Origin of the sequence: Burkholderia ubonensis subsp. mesacidophila (assembly GCF_002097715.1) — a bacterium.
Taxonomy (GTDB): Bacteria; Pseudomonadota; Gammaproteobacteria; order Burkholderiales; family Burkholderiaceae; genus Burkholderia; species Burkholderia mesacidophila.
The window spans coordinates 1,799,509-1,822,731 of the sequence record NZ_CP020738.1 but is presented as its reverse complement, the minus strand read 5'-3'; the positions used below and the strand labels follow the sequence as shown (position 1 = coordinate 1,822,731).

The window sequence follows — 23,223 nt, the reverse complement described above, 5'->3', positions numbered from 1 at the left end:
GGGGCGCAATGGCACTGCTGGCTGTCAAGCATCTGGATCCCGTCGTCGGGATCGATGTTCATTCGGTGCTGGTCACGCCGGGGACGCCGCCGGTGTTCCTGCCGCATCCGCATGTCGGGTTCATGCTCGACTTGCGCGAGTATGTCGAGGCCGCGAAGGGCGTGGTCGGCAGCATTGCGATGACGATCGTCGAGGAGAAGGTGATCGAGTACATCGAAGATCATCCCGACGAGGTGAAGAAGCTCGAGGACCAGGCCGACGCGGCGATGCGGAAGGTCGACGACATGGCCGGCTGGATGAGCGGCAAGCTGCCGGACATCGAGGACAACCCTGTTGTTGCGGAGGGGGGGAGCCTTGCGAAAGAGGGCAAGAAGCTCGAGAGCCGCATCAGCAATGATCTTGGCTCCAACGTCGGAGCGGGGGGAAGCAGCGGCAGGCCCATTTTCGTGAACGGTTTGCTGCGGGCCACGGCCGGGACGCACGCGTATCACGTTCCAGGGCTGCATTTCCCGCTAGGGGAAGCGTTCGTGCCGCCGCCGGCAGAGGATCCGGAGCCGTCGAACGACGGGGAATCGTTCATGGGCAGCAAGACGGTGCTGGCCAACAACGATCCGATGTCGTACATGGCGTTGCAGGCGCTGAGCTGCTGGTCGATCGGCATGGAGCCGCCTTCGCACAATGGCGCGCATACGGAACGGACCTATCCTTCGATGCCGAGTTCGGTGATGCTGCCGATTCCGGTGGGGCGGCCGGTGTTGGTGGGCGGGGCGCCGGTCATGAACATGGCGGCGGCGGCAGTGGGATTGTTCAAGGCGTTTCGTGGCTCAGGGTGGGCAAAGAACCTGGCAGACAAACTGCATCTGAAACCGGGATTTTTGCGTTGCACGGTGCTGGGAGCCGATCCGGTGGACATGATCACCGGCGAAGTGGTCATGCGACAGCGCGATTTCACACTGTCGGGGCGCTTGCCGCTCGTATGGGTTCGGCATTACGCGAGTCACGACACGTGGCGCGGCGCTGTTGGCGTGGGCTGGCGGACACCGGCTGATATTCGACTCGAACTGATGCGGCACGAAGGCTCGATGGGCGTGGCGGCATATTTCCTGGATCACGCGACGGCTTTCGATGCGATGCCGCATGCAGCGGGGTGGCCGGTGCGAGTGTATGACTGGCAATACGGCTATGCCTTGTATAGGCAGGACGATCAGATGGTCCTCCGTGCGCGCGGCATCGAATATGAGTTTTCATTGCCCGCGCAATGGCAACGCGCGCTGGAGGGGCTCGCGGAAGGCGCCACGGCGAAGTTGCCCGTCATGCGGATGGCTGACCTGAACGGAAACGCGTGGGTATTCGAGCGTGAACCGGATCAAAGCCTGTCGCGCCTGGTCGAGTTGAAGGGCGAGGAGGCGACCGGGCGCATGATCGAGTGTGAGGCGGGCACTGGCGACCAGGCCAGAGGTCATGCGAGTCTGCTCACCGCGCTGACGCTAATCGATGCCGGCGGTTGCACCCATCCGCTTGTCGGTTACGAGCACGACCGGAGCGGGAATCTGGTTGCCGCGCTGGATGCGATGAGCCAGCCGCATCATTTCGCGTACGACGACGGCCACCGTATGGTGCGTCACACGAGCGCCCGGGGGATCTCGTTCTATTACAGTCACCGGCGGCATGACGACGGGGGGTGGCGGGTCGAACACGCCTGGGGCGACAATGGTATTGCCGATTACCGCTTTGTCTACGATGTCGCAAATCGTGAAACCCGGATGACCGATTCGCTGGGCTACATGACCATCCTGCAGGCGAACCAGCGCGGCATGCCGGTGGCAAAGATCGACCCGCTGGGTGGTGTGTGGAGTTACCGCTACGACACGCTGGGGCGCGCAAGCGCAAAAACCGACCCTGCCGGGCGCACGACCTTCTGGGAGTACGACGCGTACGGCAATCTGCTGGCGCAGACGCTGCCGGACGGTCGCTTCGTCCGTGTCGGGTACAACGCGGACCACCGACTCGTGTGCATGAGCGCGCCGGGTGACCGGCAGTGGCGCTATACGTGGGATGAGCGCGGCAATCTGCTTGAACAAACTTCGCCAATAAAGATCACCACGCGCTATGAGTACGACCGGCATGGGCAGCTTGTGGCCCGTACGGGACCCAGCGGCGCCGTGACCCGCTTCGCTTACGATCGCGATGGCAATCTTGATGCTGTTGCCGATGCGCTTGGCCATACCACCCGTTACACATACGATGTGCGGGCTAACATCGTCCAGATCGTCAACGCTCTGGGGCAGGTGAGTCGTTATGAATACGATCGCAACGGCAACCTGACGTGGGCAATCGAGCCGGGGGGAGGGGAAACCTTTTGCAGATATGACGCCGGCGGCAACGTGACGCACTATCGCGATCCGAATGGCCAGGTTACGCAGCTGGAATATTCGGCATTGGGGCACGTGCGCAAACGACTGACGCCGCATGTTGGCGTGATCGAATACCAGTACGACACCGAGGGGAAACTGGTTGGGGTGATCAACGAGCGCGGCGAACTATATCGGCTCAAACGTGATGCGTTGGGACGGATCGTGGAGGAGGTTGATTACTGGGGGCAATCGCGGCGCTACGTGTATGGCCCGAAGGGCGAGTTGCTGCGCAGTATCGATCCGCTGGGGCAGGCGATCGACTACGAATGGGATATGCTTGGCCGCCTCGTGAAAAAGCGTGTGCGGGATCCGCGGCAACCGGCTGGGGACCGTACCGAGATGTTCTCGTACGATCGCCGCGGCAACCTGATCGTCGCCGAGAATCCAGACAGCCGCGTCGAATGGGTTTATGACGCGCTTGGTCGCGTCGTCGAGGAAAGGCAGGGCGACGACTTCGTGATCACCCATGCGTATGACGCCGCTGGCAACCGGATCGAACGCAGGACCAGACTCAACGCGGGCGGTGAGTTCATCGCTCATACGGTTCGCTACAGGTATGACCCGTTTGACGTGGTCAGCTCGGTCCAGATTGACGAAGCAACGCCGATCTCATTCGAGCGCGATGCGCTTGGGCAGATCCGCGTCGAGCATCTTGGCACCGAGCTGCGGCACGAGCTCTCATACACGTCCGAGGGGGCGCTGGCGAAACAAGCGCTGTTTTCGGGAACCAGCCTTCTATTCGCCAGCGAATACGCGTACGACGCCAACGGCGAAATGACCGAAAAGCGTGATTCGCAACTTGGTGTCGAGCACTACCAGTACGATCCGGTGGGCAGGTTGACTGGACACCTGGACCCGACGGGCAAGCTGCATCGCTTCTTGTACGATCCGGCGGGTGACCTGCTGAAGACGCGGATTCGCCGGGGAAACCAGACCGGCGCCTTCGGGCAGGACACGTGGATCCGGGAAGGTGAACATGACGGCTGCTACTATGCGTTCGACTGTATCGGCAACCTCGTGAGCAAACAGGATCCGCAACAGGAGCTGATGCTGCGCTGGGATGGTGACGGCTTGTTGATCGAAACGTTGACAGTGCGTCGCGCACCCGCGGATGCGGTGGACTCGGGCGGCACGCTGAGCATTCGTACGCGCTATGGGTACGACGTGTTCCATCGACGCACAAAGAAGATTACGGAGATTCAGCGCGACGTCGATTCCCGGGCAGGGTCAGCGTCCTCCTGGTCAACATCGCTTCGGACCAGCTGCTACTTCTGGGAAGGGGATGCGATGGTGGGTGAATTTGCGGCGGTCGGCGAAGACATTGTCCAGCTCCCGACAAATGTGCCCTCAAGCGCGCGTACGACACAGTTTCAATTCCCAAGCCGGCCAGTCGATACGCGAGATGCGTTACCTGGATTAACGCATTTACATGGCGAAACGCGGGAGTGGATCTACTATCCTGGGACATTTTTTCCGCTGGCAGGAATGCGGCGCGTATCCGCAACGGATACACCAAGGCCTCCAGCTAGCGACACGCGGAATGCGAGACACGCAACTGGCGATGACGACGTGTGGGAAGACACGGGACCGACGCGCGCCCCTTCAGAAATGTACTACTTTCATTCCGATCCCAACGGTGCGCCAACCCGGATCACCGATCCGCTTGGAGTGGTCGTCTGGGCGGGCAACTACGCGGCCTGGGGCACGGTCGCCCGAAGCTCTGCCTTGGAAGAATTCAACCAACCGCTCCGGTTTCAGGGGCAGTACTTCGATGCGGAAACGGGATTGCACTATAACCGGTACCGGTACTATGACAGTCACGTCGGGATATTTGTATCCCAGGATCCACTTGGCATATGGCCTGCTACGAACATTTACCGGTATGCCAACAACACCATATCTTGGGCCGACCCCATGGGGTTGGATAGCGCTGACGACACTTTCCGAAAAATTATTCAAATAATGGCCCAGGCGGGCAATAAAGCGGTCAGTTGGGGCGCAACCAAAAACGAATCAGAAGCCATCCTTGAGCAGTTTGCGATCGAGGCTAATGATGAAAATCCTCTTTTGCAGGGACGCTATCGCTTTTGCTGGCAACCAGCTTCTATCGGCCGGAATGGTTTCCGGGTGCCGACAACCTATGTGAATGCCGAGGGAAAGGAGAAAGCATATCCAAGGAGCGGGATATTGGACCTTGGCATTGTGGACACTTGGCAGCTAAGCAGTGGTGGTCGTTTTGCAAGGGTCGTAGCCGGGATAGACATAACCGTAAATGAGACGAAGCCTCTGGTCAGTAATTATTACAAGCATTTTTTTGGCGACATACCGATTTTGGATATAAGACCAAACGGTACTGATGATCCAGAGTTGAGGCACAAGATACTGCCGTGCGAAGGTGAGCCGTGCTGGCATCAGGTTGGGACGCAATCATCATGGCGGCACCCCCCCTTGATTTAGTTCTCGTGCCAAGCTAACGCGACGGCATCCGAACTGAAGCGCGCGAAAGCCGATCTGATGAGCGAGCCGTTGATTGCCGAAGGCGTGCAGTTCGGAAAGCCCGCGTTCTCGGTTGCGGGCGACATCGCCAGCGCGGACGGCGCCGGCGTAGGGATGGGAGGCATGGCGGGTCGCCCCATATTCGTGAACGGATTTTTGCGGGCCACGGCGTGGACCCATTCGTTGCACGTTTCTGGCCCATATGTCTCACTGGGCGAGTCGTTCGCTCCCCACCGGTTGCGAAACTGCCGTCGAACGACGCCGAATCTACAGGGGCAGCGGGACAGTGTTGGCCAATAACGATCCGCTATCGTTCATGGCGCGTACGATGCCTCGTCGGATGATAGAAGCGCTCTCAGCACGGGCTGTTCTCTTCGACATTCAACGCCGCCGGTGTCGCAACCCGCAAAAACGGCACGACGAGCAACAGCGTGACCACGGCGAAACCCGCGAGCGCCGCGCGCATCCCGACGGACTCGGCGAGCAGCCCGCCGAGCCCCGCGCCGACCGGCATCGCGCCCCAGCTGAACAGGCGAGCCGCGGCGTTGTAGCGTCCGAACAGCGCCCCGGGAACGAGCGATTGGCTGATGGTGCGCGAGTTGACGGTCCACAGCGTGCCGCCCAGCCCGCCTGCGAATGCACTTGCCGCCACCGCCCATAGATTGTCAGTGACAACCGGCATCGCCATCATCGCGAGCGTGCCGAACAGGTCGATGAACATCGCCGTGCGCCGCCCGAACCAGCGGTTCAGCGCGGTGACGCTGACCGCGCCGACGAAGCCGCCGATGCCGAGCGCACTCAACATGACGCCGTAACCGCGCGCATCGAGGCCCATCACCTTCGTCGCGAACAGCGGCATGACCGCGAGCCATGCGCCCCAGCACGCGCACAGCACCGTGAGCGTGACCGCCATCAGGCGCAGGATCGGCTCGCGCCACAGGCAATGCAGCCCTTCGACGATCTGCGTGCGCACCGGCTCATGCGGCGCATCGGTCGCACGGGCGACGCGAAAATGGCCGATCAGCAGGAACAGCACCAGCGCGCCGATCAGGTACGCACCCGCCACCGTGCCGAGCGCGAACGCCGTGCCGGCGGCGAGCAGCAGGCCGCCCACCAGCGGCCCGCAGAACTCGTTGCAGGCGGTCTCCGCGCCGGCGACCCACGCATTGGCGCGTTCGCGTGCGGCGGGCGCGACAGCGTCGGGAATCAGCGCGGCAGCCGACGTCAGCGCAATCACTTCGGCGATGCCGAGCGCGAGACCGCCGGCGTACAGGACCGGCAGCGTGATGCCGTTCGAGAGCGACAGCAGGATGAGCGTCGCGATGGCGGCGAGCCGCATGCCGTTGGCGCTCCACAGCAGCACGCGGCGATCGGCGCGATCGACCAGCACGCCGACATGCAGCGCGACGAGCAGCCACGGCAGCGTAAGCGTCAGCGATACGCCGGACACGTACATCGGGGATTGCGTGAGGGCGGTCGCCATCAGCGGCAGCGTGACCTTGGTCACGCCGTCCGCGAGATTGGTCAATGCGGTGAACGCGACGAGCACGAAGGTGTTCCGACCGCTTGCTGCATCCAGCGCGCGTGCCGGTCCGGACAATGTGTTCACGCCTGTCTCCAGTAACGATGGTTCTGTCGGACGGTGCTCGGGCAATCTATATAGTTCATCGTCACACCGCACGTTTGATCGGAATGTGATCAGGGCGCGGCGGTGAAAAAGAAAGGCATGATGCGAATTAATCAAATAATATTTTTTATTGTTGATTTAAGAATGCGCCCGCCGGGCGACCAAAACCATTGCGAGGTAATCGATTCATGAGGATCACAGTACGCGACGCCGTGGCCGGGGACATACCGGCCTTGCGCGAGCTGTTCCTGCGGTCGCGCCGCGAGACCTTCTTCTGGCAGCCGGGCGACGCGTTCCGGTTGGCCGACTTCGACGACCAGACGGAAGGCGAGCGGCTGCTGCTCGCCGAGGACGACAGCGGGCGATTCGCCGGCTTCGTGTCGGTCTGGGAGCCGGACCATTTCATCCATCACCTGTACGTGGATCGGGCGCACCACCGGCGCGGCGTCGGCCGGGCCCTGCTGCGCGCGCTGCCGGGCTGGCCTGCGACGCGCTACCGGCTCAAGTGCCTGCGCGCCAACGAGCCGGCCCTTGCGTTCTATCGCGCGTGCCGCTTTACCGAGATTGGCGCCGGCGCAGCGGAAGACGGCGAATACCTGCTGCTGGAGTCGAGCGGCGAGGGCGGGCAATGACCGTCCGTCTCTGCAATCGTTGACGGAACGCTCCGTTGAAACTACAGAGCGATGGGAATCGGCCGATATAGACGGATTGGATCGCAACGAAAACCATGGGCCGCGATGGCCCCGGATCTGAGCGACGCTGAGGAAATCCATTTCAACATCTCGATTGCAGCGCACTGTCCGGTTGCGAACACTTGGGAAACACAACGATGAAACGTATCGTCGCCTGCATTGCGGGCCTCCTGTCTGCCGCGTCGATCAACGCATCGGCCGAACCGATGGTGCTCGCCTATTATTCGGGCTATCCGCACAACTACGATTCGCTGACCCGCCATTACGGCAATTTCAATGCCGTTTCGGTCGATTTCTACAACGTGACGAAAGACGGGGTCGTCACGGGCAATGGCGATCCGGCGTCCACCCAGGCGCTCGCCTTCCTGAAGTCCAAAGGCATTCCCGCATACGGTTGCGTCTCGAATGTCGATACCGACTGGAGTCCATCGATCGCGCACGACGTGGCGACCAGGAGCCTCGATACGGCCGTGCGCAACCTCGTCGCGTTCGCGCAGAAAAATCGATTCGCGGGCATCAACATCGATTTCGAATCGGTCGATCAGGGCGACCGCAGCAACTTCAGCAACTTCGTGCAGGTGCTGGGCCGAGCGCTGCGTGCGAAAGGGCTCAAGCTCATCGTGAGCGTACCGGCATTCTCGACGGTCGACGAGACGCATTCGGCCAACTACGGCTATGACCTGCGCGCGCTGGGCGCCGGTGCGGATTACCTGCAGATCATGACCTACGACGAGCGGATTCCGACCTGGGCGCCTGGCCCCGTCGCAGGCTCCGACTGGATGGAAAACGACCTCGACTACGCCGTCTCGCTGGTATCGGCGGGCAAGATCCTGAACGGCCTGCCGTCGTACGGTTACGATTGGCGTGCCGACTATTCCGGCAAGCAGCTCTTTTGGGCCGATACCGATGCGCTTGTCAAGCAGTATGGGGTGACACCGAGCTACGTCGGCTCGAACAACTCGGTGACGTTTCGCTACACGGCCGACGACGGTAGCGGTACGCACACGGTGTGGACTGAAAATGCGCGCAGCGTGAAGCTCAAGACGAGCCTCGTCAATGCCTACGGGCTGGCCGGGACGTCGATGTATGCGCTGGGGATGGAGGATTCACGCTTCTGGCAAGCCTTGAAGGCAGGCCTTGCCCAGCAATAGTGTCGTGCATGAAAGCGGCAGGGTGGTCATTCTGTGCTAATACGCGTGGATCCATCACGCGTACAAGCAGCCTCCGAAGATCCTGCACAGTCGTCAGCTTCTGGCGGTCACCGCGAAGGGCCTGCCTCATTTCGCCGACGGTGAAGAAGAACCAACTGCTGGCGTTTGATGGCGACGGCATGGATGCGCGAGTGGTCTGGGTCTCGTTGAGCGACTACCGCTTCAAAAGCCGCTCGACCAACAAGCTGCGGTCGAAGAGGCGCGTCGTATCGCTTCGGGTGCGGCACCCGCCGGCTCGGAATCGGCGGCTGATCGCTTGCGCCGAATCTCGCAGCCGTAATCGGGCTAGACCGCGTGTCGGCGATGACGGCGCGCGGTTTGGAACAACTTTCTGCGAACTCGCTTGAAGCAAGCCAGGAACGAAAGTCTGCAAGAAGCGGGAACAGAATCGTGCAAACCCAATGGGGACGCTGTTGGTTGTTTGCCGACCATGATTTAAAGTTGACATAACGTGAATTATCACTAAATCGGATGTCACGGCTTTTTAGTAATGTCCGATTTGGGCTCGTTAGATGGAATGGTCGCCTCCCGCCACATCGGCCGTTCCGGCACCTAACGATGCGTCTGGGTTCGGGTACGGATGTGCGACAGTGCCTTGTCCGTTCTTCCGTTAAGGAGAGTTTCAATGGAGCCCACGACGATTGCCATCGACCTGGCCAAGCGCGTTTTCCAGATCCACTTTGTCGATACGGACGGCGCGATTCATAGCAAGGTGCTCAAGCGCGTCCAGATGCTGCCGTTCTTCGCCAACCGGCCAGCGGCCCGAATCGTCATGGAAGCCTGCGGCAGCGCGCATCACTGGGCCCGGCAACTGACGGCGCTTGGGCACGAAGTCCGACTCATTGCGGCGCAGTTCGTGCGTCCGTTCGTCAAGTCGAACAAGAACGACGTCGCGGACGCGGCCGCGATCTGGGAAGCGTCCCAGCGACCGGGTATGCGCTTCGTGGCGGTCAAATCGGCGGATCAACAGGCGATGTTGGCGCTGCACCGAATGCGCCAGCAACTGGTCCGGATTCGCGTCATGCAGGTCAACCAACTGCGCGGACTGCTCTATGAATTCGGCGTCGTCTTGCCACAAGGTCGACGCCCATCGATCCAAGCCGCCCAAGCGGCGATCGCAACGCTGACCGATCAATTGCCCGCGATGCTGATCGATAGCCTCCGGGATCAACTGTCTCGGCTTCATCTGCTCGACGACCAGGTTCAACGTATCGAGCAGCGCATCATCGAATGGCGACACGGTGACGAAGCATGCCGGCGGATCTCGGAAATCCCGGGCGTGGGCCCATTGACGGCAACTGCAGCCGTGTCGGTTATCGGTCAAGCGAAAACCTTCCGGTCTGGACGGGAGTTTGCGGCTTACCTTGGTCTCGTGCCGAGACAGAACAGTTCGGGCGGCAAGGTCCGGCTTGGCGGCATCAGCAAACGCGGTGACGTCTATCTGCGCACGCTGCTGATTCACGGCGCCCGAGCCGTGATCTCGAGTTCGAAGCATCTGCCGGCGCACATGCGCGATCTGCAGGCACGGCGTCCCACCAACGTGGTGGCGGTTGCGTTGGCCAACAAGATGGCTCGAACGATCTGGGCATTACTCGCTTACGGTCGAACCTACCAGCCCGCGACATCGCTGCCGAGCTGAAGCCCCGTTCAACGAGCGTCAAACTCATTCCACGGTTGCACTGGTGATATTGAGCGATGGCAGGACAGGTTGGACCGCGCAAGGATAAGCCTGAGACATTTCTCGGACTTCGAGTCCGCTAGTTAGATTAGGAACCTTGCGGCGAAATCCATCGGGGCCGGCAGGCATGTCCTGCGATCGAGTCCGGATATAAGTCCGCAACCACCCTTCTCGCCTCGACCAAAATCGCCTTGCAAATGGGAGGCGACCATATAAGAAATGTCCGATTCCTGCCTTGGTTGAAGTGCACGCTTTCGTGAGGCATCGACCAGGGGCGAACCATGAACGGACGTGAGTTGATCACGGCAAGCATGCGCGAACTCGAGCGGGTCAAGGTCATCGAGGCGGTTGTTGAAGGCCGCCTGCGGTGTTTTCAGGCGGCTGAGCGACTGGAGCTCAGTGAACGGCAGATCAGCCGGTTGTGCCGGCGCTATGAGGCCGCGGGTCCAGCCGGACTGGTTTCAGCCAAGCGCGGGCGGCCGAGCAATCGGGAACTGTCCGTCGATCTGCGCGCGCGTGCGATTGCGCTGATTCGGGAGCGCTACGCTGATTTCGGGCCGACGCTAGCCTGCGAGAAGCTCTGGGAATGTCACGGCATCCGACTTGGCAAGGAAACGGTCCGACGCTGGATGTATGACGCGGGCTTGTGGATTCCGCGTCGGCAGCGGCCGCCGAAGGTCTACCAGCCGCGGGCGCGGCGTGCGTGCCTGGGCGAGCTGATCCAGATCGACGGCAGCGAGCATCGGTGGTTCGAGGAGCGGGCGCCGCAATGCACGCTGCTGGTGTACGTCGACGACGCCACGAGCCGGTTGATGATGCTGCACTTTACGGCGACGGAATCGACGTTCAGCTATTTCGAGGCGACGCGCGCGTATCTGGAGCGGTACGGCAAGCCGGTAGCGTTGTACAGCGACAAGTACAGCGTGTTTCGCAGTGTCAAGGTGCATGAGACCGGCCGCAGCGTGACGCACTTCGGCAGGGCGATGTACGAGCTGAACATCGACACGTTTTGCGCAAACAGCAGCCCGGCCAAGGGGCGCGTCGAGCGCGCCCATCTGACGCTGCAGGACCGGTTGGTGAAGGAGTTGCGGCTGCGCGGTATCAGCACGGGTGGCGGACGCCAATGCGTATGCACCCTCCTTCATCGCGGCCTACAACGCGTGTTTCGCGAAGCCGCCGAAGAGCGGCTTCGACGCACACCGGCCGCTGCGGGCCGATGAGAGCCGTGTCTCGGCGTAGTTGTCGTCCAGCGATGCGTCCGTCGGCGATCTCGTCGCTTCGGGCATTCTGCTCGGCGGCATTGCGTTGACGGGTCGCGCGAAACGTCCGCCATTCGAAGACGATCCGCTGACCGTCGCCGCGGAGCTGGAGCGCCTGGTCCGGGCCGGCACCCGGTGTTTTTACATGAGGCACGGCGCTCCCCTCGACGCCGGCGAAGTCCTTCGACATGCGCAGGCACGTACCGACAACTCGACAACATGAACCGCCGGGTAATCACATAGCCGCCGCGGCGTGTGGCGGCATTGACCGCCGCGGTTTAGACTGCGCGCTGGGCATGATCGTCCGGGTTGTGGCCTCCCTTGCGTATCGAGCGCACCGGGGGGGCCGCGTGTGCTTTCAACGCGTCGCTCCGAAGAGGTCCGGGTCATGGATATCGTGCTGGCCATGAGAGTATTCGCCCGCGTCGTGGAAACGAAAAGCTTTACGCGCGCGGCCGATACGATGGACCTGACACGAGGACGCGTGACCGTGATCGTCCAGGGCCTCGAAGCTCACCTGAAAGCCCGTCTGCTGCAGCGCACCACGCGCAGCCTGAACCTTACGGCGGACGGCGCTGCCTACTACGAACGATGCGCGCGCGTCCTCGCGGATCTCGACGACATCGAGAATTCGTTCCTCGGCAAGGAGCGATCGCCGCACGGCAGGTTGCGCGTGGACATGCCCGGCGCGCTCGGGCGCGTCATCGTCATGCCCGCGCTGAGCGACTTTCACGCGCGCTATCCCGACATCGACCTGATGCTCGGTCTGGGAGACAAGCCGCTCGATCTGGTCCAGGAAGGCATCGACTGCGTGGTGCGCATCGGCACCTTGCAGGATTCGTCGCTCGTGGCGAGACGGGTCGGCATCTATCAGGGCGTCACCGTCGCGAGCCCGGGCTATCTCGAGCAATGCGGCACGCCGCAGACGCTGGAAGAACTCGCCGATCACCGGACGGTGAACTACTACTGGGGGCGCACGGGTCGGATCATGCCCCTCACGTTCGACGTCGACGGCAACGCGGTCGAGGTGAAGATGCGCGGCTCCATCGCCGTGAACGATGCGGAAGCCTATCTGAGCGGCGCGCTGAAGGGCCTCGGCATCGTCCAGGGCGCCCGTTTCCTGGCGCTGCCGCACCTCGAATCGGGCGCCCTGGTCGAGATCCTGTCGCAATGGAAACCGCCGCCGCTGCCGATCTCGGCGGTCTATCCGCACAATCGCCACCTGTCCGCCACCGTGCGCGCGTTCGTCGACTGGATCGCCGAGCTCTGCCGCAACGACCCGCGGTTGTCCAGTACGCCGGAGACGGATGCGCGGTGCGGCCCGGCCAGCATCGACGCCCAGGACGGTGACGAACTCGACCTGGACGGCGATGAAGACGAGCCGTTAGCGTAGGCAAGCCCCGCCGGCACAGGCCGCCGCATTGTTCTCGCAGAGAGAACACTGTTGCGGCAAGCGCGAGATTTATCGGTGCGACGGTAACAACCAGAATACGTGCATTGTTCAAGCAATCGAGAACGCTGCCGCGTTGACTGGTATGTCTACCGTTTCCCTTTCAGGTTTGCTGGTCGAAGAAGCGCGCATCAACGGCTATAGCCAGCCGATCGACGTGCGCAGCTTCCGGCCGTCGGCACGGAAGCACCCGCTCTCGATCATCCTCTACTTCCACGGCGGACGGTTTACCGCCGGCACGCTCGACGAGACGAATGCCGTCTGCGAGGCGCTCGCGTTACAGGTGCGTGCGTGGGTGCTTTCCGTGGGCTACTCGCTCGCACCGGCCTTTCCTTTTCCGAATGCGGTGGAAGACGCGCATCGTGCACTGCAGTGGGTGCGATCGGAAGCCGAAGGGATGCATGCGGACCAGCGGCAGATGGCCGTTGCGGGCCACGACGCCGGCGGGAATATCGCCACGGGTCTCGCCGCCATCGCACGCGACCGCGGCGACGCAGGCATCCGAGCGCAGGTGCTGCTCGCGCCGCTGCTCGACCCGAGCATGACGCGCATCGGCCGATACGCGATGCATGCGACACCTGCGATCGACACGTTGACGGCCAGCTATCGCGCCTATCTGCCCACGCTGTCGCAGCGCGTTCACCCCTATGCCGCGCCGCTCGAATCGTGCCGCCTCGCCCATCTGCCGGCCACGTTTATCGCGACGGTCGAGCACGACCCGTTGCATATCGAAGCCGAACAGTACGCCGCGTCGCTGATCGCCGCGGGCGTGCCCACGGAATGCGCGCGCTACGCCGGCACGACGCGCGCCGGCATCGCGACGCATGCGCCCACGCTGATCGCGGTCGGCGGTTTCCTGCAGCGCCACCTCACGGGCAGTTGACCGTCGTGAACACGCGTCGACGCATGCGCAGGATCGTCGCCGTCGGCACTGGTGTTCGTCGGGCAATTCAAGAAGACGTACTGAAGACGTTTTTCCAGTCACCCTGCCGCGTCGTTTCGGACCATCAAGTCCGGGCGAAAGCAAACCGGAATGAACGGAACGACACCTTAAATCATCGGAGTACAAATCATGTCAAAGGCATTTGAGGAAAACAACATCGCGCTCGTTCTCGAGGCGCTCGACACGTTGTTCAACAAAAAGGATTACGAGAAGGCCGCGCAGTTCTGGTCCGACACGTACATCCAGCACAGCCAGCACGTTCCGGCCGGACGAGACGGCCTGTTCGGCCTCGTCGATTCGATGCCCGACCTGCGTTTCGAGTACGACATGGTGGCCGCCAACGGCGACTTCGTGTGGGTGCACAGCCGCTACAGCAACTCTGCCACCCCCACCGCGCTGATCGCGCTGGATATCCTGCGAATCGAGAACGGAAAGTTGGTCGAACACTGGGACGTGCTGCAGAACGAAGCGGCGCGCAGCGAATCCGCCGGCGGCCATCCGATGTTCGGCGACAAGTTCGGCGACGAGCGCTGATGCTCGCGCGCCATGTCGCTCCAGACAGGGAGAACGCAATGAGCACCCTGCTCGAACAGGCCGTCGAGGCCCATGGCGGGATCGACAACTGGGAAAGGCTCCGCGCGGTTTCGGCGGAACTCGATATCGGGGGCGCCGTCTGGCATCTGAAAGGCCAGCCCGACATGTTCCAGAGTATCGAACTGGCGGCCGACCTGCGGCGCCAGTACGTCGCGATCACGTCGAAGGCTGGCGGCTGGCGGGGTACGTTCACGCCGGACGTGGTCGGTATCGGCTCGGTGAACGGCCGGGCTGCCGACGAGCGGAGCACGCCGAGAACGGCGTATCGAGGCCATACCCAGCAAACCCGCTGGGATCGCCTGCATGCGCTGTACTTCACCGGCTACGCGCTCTGGACCTACCTGACCATTCCGTTTCTCTACACCCGCCCGGGTTTCCATACGGAAGAACTACCTGACTGGCACGAGAACGGCGAAACCTGGCGGCGCCTGAAAGTCACGTTCCCGGATGCGATCGCCAGCCACAGTCGCGAGCAGATTTCCTATTTCGGCGCAGACGGGCTGCTGCGCCGCCACGACTACACGGTCGATGTGATGGGTGGAGCACGCGGCGCCAACTATGCGTCCAGCTACCGCAACGTATGCGGCGTCATGGTGCCGATGTCGCGTCGAGTCTTTGCTTACGACGAGGCAACGCAAAAGATCGACGAACCGCTGCTGGTGTCCATCGACTTCCGCAGCATCGATTTCCACACCGAATAGCGCCGGCCGTACCGGCACGTGCGGGACATCCTTCCTATTTCGCAGGAGCTTTTCATGAAAAACCAGAACAGCCAGCCGTTGCTCGAACCGATTCGCATGGGGATTCTCGATTTGCCCAACCGCATCGTCATGGCGCCGCTCACGCGCATGCGGGCGGCGAATCACGAGCATGCGCCGACCGATCTGCACGCCGACTACTATGCGCAGCGCGCGTCCGCCGGGCTGATCATCAGTGAAGGCATTTTCGTGAGCCCCGAGGGCTTCGGATGGGTGGACGTTCCCGGCCTGTGGAGCGACGCCCAGGTGCGCGGCTGGCGCGTGGTGACGGAGGCCGTGCATCGCGCAGGCGGCCGCATCGTCGCGCAGCTCTGGCATACCGGTTCGCTCGGGCATCCGGATTTCCTGGGCGGCGACGCGCCGCCGTCCGCTTCCGCGGTGAACCCGGAACAGCAGAGCGTGACGGCGTCCGGCCGCAAGGACACCGTCGTGCCGCGTCCGATGGACAAGGCCGAAATCCGTCGGACGGTGGCCGATTTCGGCCGGGCAGCACGCAACGCGATCGCGGCCGGCTTCGACGGTGTACAGATCCAGGGCGGTTACCACTACCTGTTCAACCAATTCCTCAACGTTCGTACCAACCTGCGCACGGACGAATATGGCGGCTCGGTCGAAAACCGCGCGCGCTTCCTGTTCGAGGTCGTCGAGGCCGTGACCGAGGCCGCCGGCGCACACCGGACAGGCATCAAGACCGGACCGGCGACGTCCGAAACCGGGGCATTCGTTTCGACGGACGAGACCCTTGCGACATCCGAATACGTGATCGCCCGACTCAACGAATTCGATCTTTCCCATCTGCTGCTGATGGGCGCCATGACGGACCTGTCGGCAACGCCGCTGGCCGCACTGGCCGGCGACGGGATGTTCCGCCATTTCCGCAGCCTCTACTGCGGAAACATGATCGCCAACGTCGATATCGATCGTGCGCGCGGCAATCGACTCATCGAGGCGGGGCTGGTCGACATGGTGGCCTTCGGACGCCCGTTCATCGCCAATCCGGATCTGCCGCAGCGCTTCGCCATCGATGCGCCGCTCGCCGAAGTCGTCTGGCCGACCGTCTATGGCCCGACGGCCGACGGCTATACCGATTACCCGGCCCTTCGGACGCTACCGGCGTGACGGGGCGACGCGCCATTCGTCGAATTGAGGCTCCGCAGCAGTCGAACGATCCGCAGCTCACCAGCTATTCACCAGGTTCGTCACATTGACCGTGCCGATGCCGGTTGCGAAGTTCCAGCCGACGCCTGCGCCAAAGGCTTTCCGGTAGCTGTTGCTCGTCGTCGAGAGCACGCCGCTGACGCCGCCCGCGCGATAGCAGTTGATCGACCCCGTACAGTTCACGTCCATGTCGCCCTGCGTGACGTTATAGAAAATGCAGCTGCCGCCGACATTCCTGCCGTTGCTCGAATTGCAGCTGCCGATGCTGCCGCCAGCCCCATATTCCGTTTTGGCGAGCCGGTAGAAAACCGGATTCGGGTTCCCTTGACTGGCGTTCTTCTTCTCGTTGACGAGCGCCTGAAATCCAGCCCAGATCGGCGACGCAAACGAGGTCCCGCCCGCCCCCGCCCAGCCGCTCGGCTCGCCGGTGCAGGCTGCGCCGCCATCAGCGGCGTCGGAGTCGCAGAACACGTAGTAGTGTCCCCAGGCGCCGTCGGCAGCGAATAGCGAAACATCGGGAAGATCGCGCACCAGGTCGGCCGGATTGCCGACCAGCGACATCTGCCAGGATGGCTTGGCGTAGCCCTTGCACGTGCCGCCGACGATGCCCTGCTGACGCGGGACACCCGTCGCGCAGCCGCTGGGTCCTCCGCTGCCGCTTGCCGTGGTCTGATAAAACAACACGCCGTACAGGCTGTTGCAAAAGCCCCCGCGTCCGTATGTCGTCGTGTAGCCGTTCGCTGCGGCGAGCAGCGTGCTCCCGCAGGAGTCGTTCCATGGAATTTCGTTGACGTACGACAGCGCCGAGCCGTAAGTCGAGCTGTTGGTCGAACTCCAATAGGTCGAATTCGTCCCTGCGTAGGTGTCGCCGAAGTCGGTGCCGCCGACAGCCACGTTGTAGGGTGTCGACGCAAGGCCGTTGACGCCGATGCCGTGCGTCGCGCTCGTCACATTCGGATCGCAGCCGGCTGCGCCCTCGTCGCCGGCCGCCACGAACACGGAAACGCCCTGGCTGGCCGCCTGCTGATACGCGGCGTTGTAGGCAGCGTTGGCGGCCGCGCCATTCTGCGCCTCGCATTCGCTGTAGCTGATGCTGACGATAGCCGGCGCGTTCCCGCTGTTGAGCAGGTTCTGCAGTGCGATCAGCCCGCCGAACGTGGTGCTGGTGTCCTGGCACGACGCAACCACGATGGCTGCGCCCGGAGCGGCCGCACTAGCCCATTCGGCATCGAGCTCGGCTTCCATCTCGTTGCCGGCGACGACACCGGGGTCGGCGCAGTTGCCGGGGTGAACCTGCGACAGCGAGCCGGTTGCATAGCTGGACAAGCCGAAGGTCGAACGGAATGCGGTCCAGTCCGCAACGCTGTACATGTTGGTATTTTCGATGACGCCGATCGTCTGCCCCTTGCCGGTTATGCCGGCCGCGAACAGCGGCTGCAGATTGTAGATGGTCGCGAGATCGGCCGGGACGACTGCGTTGTACGACGCGAACAACGATGTGAACGTATAGGCCCGCCTCGGCTTGAAGTTCGCGTGCGGGCGGAAGTCATGCAGGGACACGACGCCGCGCACGATACCGGCGAGCGCCTGTGGAACGCGCGGATTGCTCATGTTCGCGATGTGGGCCATGCCGTTGATATCGAGCTTATGGATCTCGGTCTGAAACGTGCTGCGAACCTGCTCGGCCGTTCCCGAGAAATCAATCACCATCGCGTTCTTTTGCACGTTGTTGACGGTAAAGCCATGCCGGCGCAGCCAATCCGTGACCGCGAACACATCCTCCTTGGCGGGACCGAACTCGGCCCCGAACTGTTCCGGGGTGAGCCAGTGATGGGAATTGGGGGAATTCGGATCGTAAAGCTGGTCGATGAAGCGATCGAGTGCGGCCTCGGCTTCCGCCGGGCGGTTGAGCAGCAACTGCATGTGCTCCAGAACCAGGTTGTCGTCAACCCGGCCGCGATCGTTGCCGGCGGTTGCCTCCAGACGGGTATTGCCGGGCAATTCCACCGTCTGGCGCTCGTCGATGATCTGGGTGACGAGTCGCGAAGGCGAAACCGTCCTTGCCTCGGGCAAGCCGGGAACGATGACGAGCAGAATGCCGAGAAGCGGTATCAGGATGTCCGATTTCAGTTTCTTGAGCATGATCTTCTCCGGGAAGCCGACTTCCCCTCGTGTGTCTTCGTCGTTGGATGCCCCGGCCACACGGCTCCCGAAAGAGGCAGGGAGTCGCGCGCAGCGCAAAGGAACGGGTTGCGTCACGTCGCGTTCCAGCTCCGTCTGCGCGAGCATGCATCGTTCATGCCATGCCCGGGTAACCGAATGATTTGATTGCGGTTTGACGCTCCCCTGGCGCGCAAGACCGAGAAAAAACGCGGAAGTTGTTTCAGCTTCGAAACAAACCATCGGCGCCGGGAGCAAAACGCGTCGGCTTGCAGAAGTTCGGAATGGCGTCGACGCCGGTTTTGATAAAAATTGTCAAGGCGGTTTTCAGTCGTCGGGCCGCCGTTTAAATTAGAATGCCGGTCGTTACCCCGCTCTTGCGAATCGAATCCGCGCCGGGCAAAGGTTCCGATTTAAATCCACTTGAGGTAAAAGCGTCGTGACTCGACTCCCGGCCGGCCGCCGAAAATCAGCCGTCCGAGTTTCACGAATCGTTTCGCCTGCAACTGGAGCATGACGCGCCGCCCCGAGAGAACGGCGCTGCAATTCAGGGCTATTCAACCAATATGCAGAATGATTTTTTAAAGCCCGACTCCGGCGCGCGACGGAGCTTTTCCCGATGACCGGAGGTCCCGCATGGTGACCGATTCCCGGGTCTCGTCCGCGTCGTATCAGCCGCGCGATGTCGTCAACGCGCCGGACATCAAGGCGGCAATCGCGCGTCGCAGCGCTGAACGCGGGGACCCCGCCGACATCTCGGCGTGGCTGGCCAACCATTTCTTCCGCTGGGTCATCGGCGGCTTCGAGCAGGCGCAGCCGCTGCATTCGCTGGCCGACTACCGCGCGGCGGCCGGCACGGGCCAGCCTGCCCCCGAATGGCTGGTGCGACGATTCATGCCGCGCCCGGCGTCCGGCGATGCACCGGGGGCCGATGCACCGGGGGCCGACGCCGCGGCATCGCAGGCGCCGGCCGTTCCGAAACCGCTCTACTTCATCGATCCCGAACACCTGCTGCTGATCGATCGCGAGCGCGTGCTGGTCGAGTTCCTGCGCTCGCGCGCGGGCACGCGGCTCGCGCAGAAACTGCAGCGCATCACGTGCGCGATGGCCCTCGCGATGTGGGAGCGCGAACACCAGCGGATGCAGGCGCGACGCGACAAAGGCTGGGTGCCCAGCAGCGGCCTCGCGCTGCGCGAAGTGCTGCGCACCGCGAACGGGATGATCTTCGAATTCGTCGGCAGCCACGCGGCGCTGCGCGAGGAGATGGCCTACGAGTCGTATCACATGCAGCATTGCCTCGGCCAGTTTTCGGACCGGCGGCAATTGCGCGGCGGCTATGGCGAGCAGTATGCGGAGGCTGTCCAGGACGGACGGCTGCGCCTGTTCACGCTGCGCGGCGCGGGCAATCAGCCGCACGTGACCATCAGCCTGTCGATGCGTTCCGACGGCCTGCGCATCGACCAGATCAAGGGCAAGCAGAACCGCCATCCGGTGCGCCGCTACACCGACGACGTCCGGCAGTTCCTGCGCGCGCTCGCGCCCAAGGGCGAACGCCACCCGGACTGCGAAGGCATGGGCCTGGTGTTCGAGCCGGAAGCGCCGGGCGCCGCCGTCGGCGCATGGACGTTCGTCACCGACGTGCGCTCCCCGGACTACCTGTTGAGCGTGATGAGCGCCAACTTCCATCTGATCGAGCACTTCGAGCAGCCGCCTGCCGTGCTGCAATGGCTGCTGTTGCGCAACGCACCCCACGCGCTGGGCCGTCTGCGGCAAGTCGATCCCGCGGTGGCGGCCGCCGCGCGGCAGTCGCTGTCGGGCAACGTATTGCCCGTTGCGCAGCCCCCCGCTGCGCCGCCCGTTGCGTTCGCGATCGAAGGCATCCCGATCGATCCGGCGCTCTGCGGCCCGCTCGCGCTCGAGCCGGCCACGCTCGGAGACGAACCATGCTGAAGCTGCTCGCCTGGATCGTCGGGCTGGTGCTGCTGTGGTACGTGCTGCGCACATACCGGATCGCGGCCCGCCTGGTGCGCGAGGTCGACGCTGAGCAGGCCGCCGCGCCGGACCAGGCCGTGCCGGCGCGGGACAGCGCCGCGATGCGCTTCGCCCGCAGCCAGGCCGAGCAGGCGCCGCCGAACCGCCGCCGCTGGGCGCTCGCGCTGGCCGACATCCTGCTGATCCGCAATGGCATGCGCTGCGATTGCGACACCCTCGTCTACCCACTGCCGGACGCGCAGCGCGAGCAGCTTGCCCGCCAGCTGGTGCGCGAACTGGATTTGCCGGCGGACCTGCCCGAGCCGCAGATCGCCCAGCGCGTGCAGAACGTGCTGGCCGGATGGGTCGGTGGCGTAGGCCGCTCGCATGACGGGTTCTACGAGCAACTGGCCGCCGACGGGCGCGTGCGCGACGCGCTCGCCTTCGATTGCGCCCGCACGGCCTTTCTCGTGCGCTGTCTCGCGCTGCTGGGCTGGGCGCCCGAGCCGCAGGCGTGGCTGGTGCTGCTGCTCAACGCCCAGCGCGCGCAGGACAGCTTCGACAGCTGGGAAGACTTCGGCCTCGCCTACGCCCGCGCCCGCCAGGAATGGCTGCGCGGCAGCAGCCAGGACGGCCCGGCCTCCTCGCGCGCCACGCAGGAAGTGCGCGAGCACCTGCGCAACCCGAGCGGCAACTGGGTCACGCTGCCCTGGAAGCGCTATCGCATCTTCGATCCCCAACCCGTTTCATCATGAACGCCGACACCGACATGTCCTCCGTCTCTCACGACCTGATCCCGCCAGCACCGTCGAAATGGTTCCTGTTCGACATCGATGCGTTGCTGCGCGCAGGCGACTATGCCGCGCTCGACGCGAAGCTGGATGCGGCGCTGGCCGCCAGCCTGACCAGTCGCGAGGAGGAGGCACGCTACGCCGACGCCCTGCCCGGCGACCTGCGCGACTGCACCGCGGCCGGCGCGGAAGGGCTTGCCCGCCTGCGCGCCTGGCAGGCCGCCAATCCGCGCTCGGCCCACGCGTGGCTGTGCGAAGCGCATTACTGGCACCACTGGGCCTACGAATACCGGGGCTCCGGCTGGGCGGAGTCGGTCACCGAGGCGAGCTGGGCCTGTGCCCATGCGTGCGCGACGCGCACCGCGTTGGCCGCGCTGCGGGCGTTGCTGCTGTCTCCGACGATGTGGAGCGCGCCCGCGCTGATCTTCCAGAGCGTGGCGTCGTTCGGCGAGCCCGGCTGGCTCACCCGGCTGGTGAAGCAGCGGCAGTGGCCCGTCACCGAGCTACGCGATGACCTGCCGCTGGCCGACGTGGCCGCACGCGACGCGTTGCTGGGCGTGCTGGCGCGCTCGGGCCTGAATCCGGACGAGCCGGTCGCCTGCCCGGCCGAGTTTCCCGACGCACTGCCCGGCCCGGTCCAGGGCAGGAAGATGCGCAGCGACAAGTGGTACTGGATGGACGCCACGCTGCGTCTCCATCCGCAACTGTTCTTCGTGCTGCGCAAGTTCATCTGGTACATGCTGCCGCGCTGGGGCGGCACGCACGAGCAGATCCTCGCGTTCATCGGTTCCGACGCCTGCGCGCACCTGAGCGACGTCGAACAAGACCGGCTGCGCCACGAAATCTGGCGCGACGAGTACCTGAACGACACCGCGGACGAGGACGACGATCCCGACGACGTGCGCCACTGGATGGCCGAGACGCGCGCCCGGGCGGACGCCGCGCTGCATCCGTATCACCGCTGGGAAGCCCTGCACTGGCTTGCGGTCAGCCACTTCATGCGCAGCGAATATGAGCCGGCTTACGCGTGCCTGCTGGAAGCCGAGTGGCACCATCCGATCGACAACAACCGCGCGATGGCGATGGCCGTGAACCTGACGCTGGGACAGGATCCGAATGGCAACTGGCTGACCCGGGCCATCGAGCGCGCGTCCGACGCGCGCCAATGTACGGCGGCCCTGATCCTGCGCGGCTACGGCCACCGCCACGGCACGTTCGGCTTTGCGCTGGACGAGGCGCGCGGCGAGGCCTGGCTGGACGCGGCGCGCGCGCACGAGCCCGGGTCGCTGGCCTGGAACCAGGTGGCGTCCGCGTTGCGCTTCGAGCGTCGACGCTGCGCCGAAGCGTTCGCGATCGCCGAGCTCGGGCTGGCCGCCGGCGGCGATTCCTGTGAATACCTGCTCGCGCTCTTCCACGAAGACGGCATCCATGTGCAGCCCGACCTGTACAGGGCCGCCCACTACTATCGCCTGACGATGGAAAGCGGCGGCAACATGGGGGCGTACATGCTCGCGGATGCCTGCTATCGCCTAGCAAATGCGAGCAAGGACCCCGACGAGCGCAAGCACCTGAGGATCGAGGCCATCGAGGCCGCGCGCAAGGCGGACGAGATGGGGCACACCGACGGCCTGAAGGACATGCTGATTTACATCGGCGTCCTCGAGGACATCCCGTCGCGCCACCGTTACATGGACGAGCTGCGCCGCTATGCGGACGGCGGCCATCCGGCGGCGATGGCCGCGCTGTCGGTGATCCTGTGCGACGGCCGCGACAAGACGTTCTACAACTACCGCGAGAGCGTGCGCTGGATCATGGGCGCCCAGGCGATCGCGCCGGACGACGAATACGTGCGCAACATCACGCGCCTGTATCACGAGGACGGCATGCTGGGCAAACTGCTGTACAAACTGCACCGCAAGCAGATCAAGGCGCACGAGATCCCCGGCAGCGACAACGCGATGGTCTGATCGCGGCGGATGCCGGCCGCGCGGTTGCGCGGGCCGGCGCGGCCATGTTCCCGC

Annotated in this window: 15 protein-coding genes and 2 pseudogenes; 15 read left to right on the top strand and 2 right to left on the bottom strand. The window is 63.7% G+C overall.

Annotated features, from left to right (window positions below; genetic code table 11):
* The first annotated feature begins 8 nt into the window (after nucleotides 1-8).
* On the top strand, nucleotides 9-4,871 hold the full coding sequence (locus B7P44_RS25615; protein WP_084908732.1) for an RHS repeat-associated core domain-containing protein: 4,863 nt from the start codon (nucleotides 9-11) through the stop codon (nucleotides 4,869-4,871).
* A gap of 36 nt (nucleotides 4,872-4,907) precedes the next feature.
* Nucleotides 4,908-5,232 (top strand): annotated as a pseudogene (locus tag B7P44_RS37990) (hypothetical protein); the annotation flags it as partial.
* Nucleotides 5,233-5,265: 33 nt separating this feature from the next.
* On the opposite strand, the gene B7P44_RS25605 reads toward B7P44_RS37990, so the two are convergent.
* Nucleotides 5,266-6,459 carry an MFS transporter gene (locus B7P44_RS25605; RefSeq protein WP_084910022.1) on the bottom strand — a complete coding sequence of 398 codons (1,194 nt, stop codon included), beginning with the start codon at nucleotides 6,457-6,459 and terminating at the stop codon, nucleotides 5,266-5,268.
* A gap of 266 nt (nucleotides 6,460-6,725) precedes the next feature.
* Between B7P44_RS25605 and B7P44_RS25600 the strand changes: the two genes are divergently transcribed.
* The 10 genes and pseudogenes from B7P44_RS25600 (at nucleotide 6,726) to B7P44_RS25560 (ending at nucleotide 16,241) form a co-directional block, all read left to right on the top strand.
* Nucleotides 6,726-7,169 carry a GNAT family N-acetyltransferase gene (locus B7P44_RS25600; RefSeq protein WP_084908731.1) on the top strand — a complete coding sequence of 148 codons (444 nt, stop codon included), beginning with the start codon at nucleotides 6,726-6,728 and terminating at the stop codon, nucleotides 7,167-7,169.
* A 197-nt stretch (nucleotides 7,170-7,366) separates the two neighbouring features.
* Nucleotides 7,367-8,380: a glycosyl hydrolase family 18 protein gene (locus B7P44_RS25595; RefSeq protein WP_205128714.1), complete on the top strand. Its 1,014-nt coding sequence runs from the start codon at nucleotides 7,367-7,369 to the stop codon at nucleotides 8,378-8,380.
* A 685-nt stretch (nucleotides 8,381-9,065) separates the two neighbouring features.
* Nucleotides 9,066-10,079, top strand: a complete 1,014-nt coding sequence (locus B7P44_RS25590; protein ID WP_084908730.1) for an IS110 family RNA-guided transposase — start codon at nucleotides 9,066-9,068, stop codon at nucleotides 10,077-10,079.
* A 320-nt stretch (nucleotides 10,080-10,399) separates the two neighbouring features.
* A pseudogene (locus tag B7P44_RS25585) lies at nucleotides 10,400-11,342 on the top strand (ISNCY family transposase); the annotation flags it as partial.
* Between the two features lie 15 nt (nucleotides 11,343-11,357).
* Nucleotides 11,358-11,600, top strand: coding sequence for a hypothetical protein (locus B7P44_RS36700; RefSeq protein ID WP_133117907.1), 243 nt, complete (start codon nucleotides 11,358-11,360; stop codon nucleotides 11,598-11,600).
* Between the two features lie 165 nt (nucleotides 11,601-11,765).
* Nucleotides 11,766-12,770: a LysR family transcriptional regulator gene (locus B7P44_RS25580; RefSeq protein ID WP_084908729.1), complete on the top strand. Its 1,005-nt coding sequence runs from the start codon at nucleotides 11,766-11,768 to the stop codon at nucleotides 12,768-12,770.
* Nucleotides 12,771-12,912: 142 nt separating this feature from the next.
* Nucleotides 12,913-13,710 carry an alpha/beta hydrolase gene (locus B7P44_RS25575; protein ID WP_084908728.1) on the top strand — a complete coding sequence of 266 codons (798 nt, stop codon included), beginning with the start codon at nucleotides 12,913-12,915 and terminating at the stop codon, nucleotides 13,708-13,710.
* A gap of 189 nt (nucleotides 13,711-13,899) precedes the next feature.
* Complete coding sequence (locus B7P44_RS25570; protein ID WP_084908727.1) at nucleotides 13,900-14,304, top strand: nuclear transport factor 2 family protein; 405 nt, start codon at nucleotides 13,900-13,902, stop codon at nucleotides 14,302-14,304.
* A 38-nt stretch (nucleotides 14,305-14,342) separates the two neighbouring features.
* Complete coding sequence (locus B7P44_RS25565) at nucleotides 14,343-15,065, top strand: hypothetical protein (protein ID WP_193834311.1); 723 nt, start codon at nucleotides 14,343-14,345, stop codon at nucleotides 15,063-15,065.
* 18 nt (nucleotides 15,066-15,083) lie between these two features.
* The gene (locus B7P44_RS25560; RefSeq protein ID WP_205128713.1) at nucleotides 15,084-16,241 is read left to right on the top strand and encodes an alkene reductase; all 1,158 of its coding nucleotides are present in this window, start codon (nucleotides 15,084-15,086) and stop codon (nucleotides 16,239-16,241) included.
* Nucleotides 16,242-16,298: 57 nt separating this feature from the next.
* On the opposite strand, the gene B7P44_RS25555 is transcribed toward B7P44_RS25560, so the two are convergent.
* Nucleotides 16,299-18,422 (bottom strand): S53 family peptidase, encoded by a 2,124-nt coding sequence (locus B7P44_RS25555; protein ID WP_157721102.1) that lies wholly within the window; start codon nucleotides 18,420-18,422, stop codon nucleotides 16,299-16,301.
* A gap of 654 nt (nucleotides 18,423-19,076) precedes the next feature.
* Here B7P44_RS25555 and B7P44_RS25550 point away from each other — a divergent pair.
* Genes B7P44_RS25550 through B7P44_RS25540 form a run of 3 tightly spaced genes read left to right on the top strand, consistent with a single transcriptional unit; the run spans nucleotide 19,077 to nucleotide 23,169 of the window.
* Complete coding sequence (locus B7P44_RS25550; protein WP_231716700.1) at nucleotides 19,077-20,390, top strand: hypothetical protein; 1,314 nt, start codon at nucleotides 19,077-19,079, stop codon at nucleotides 20,388-20,390.
* A complete protein-coding gene (locus tag B7P44_RS25545; protein WP_084908724.1) occupies nucleotides 20,384-21,166 on the top strand; it encodes a DUF1266 domain-containing protein in 783 nt (260 codons plus the stop codon). Before B7P44_RS25550 ends, B7P44_RS25545 begins: the two co-directional genes overlap by 7 nt.
* 14 nt (nucleotides 21,167-21,180) lie before the next feature.
* Complete coding sequence (locus B7P44_RS25540; RefSeq protein ID WP_231716699.1) at nucleotides 21,181-23,169, top strand: DUF4034 domain-containing protein; 1,989 nt, start codon at nucleotides 21,181-21,183, stop codon at nucleotides 23,167-23,169.
* Nucleotides 23,170-23,223: the final 54 nt, after the last annotated feature.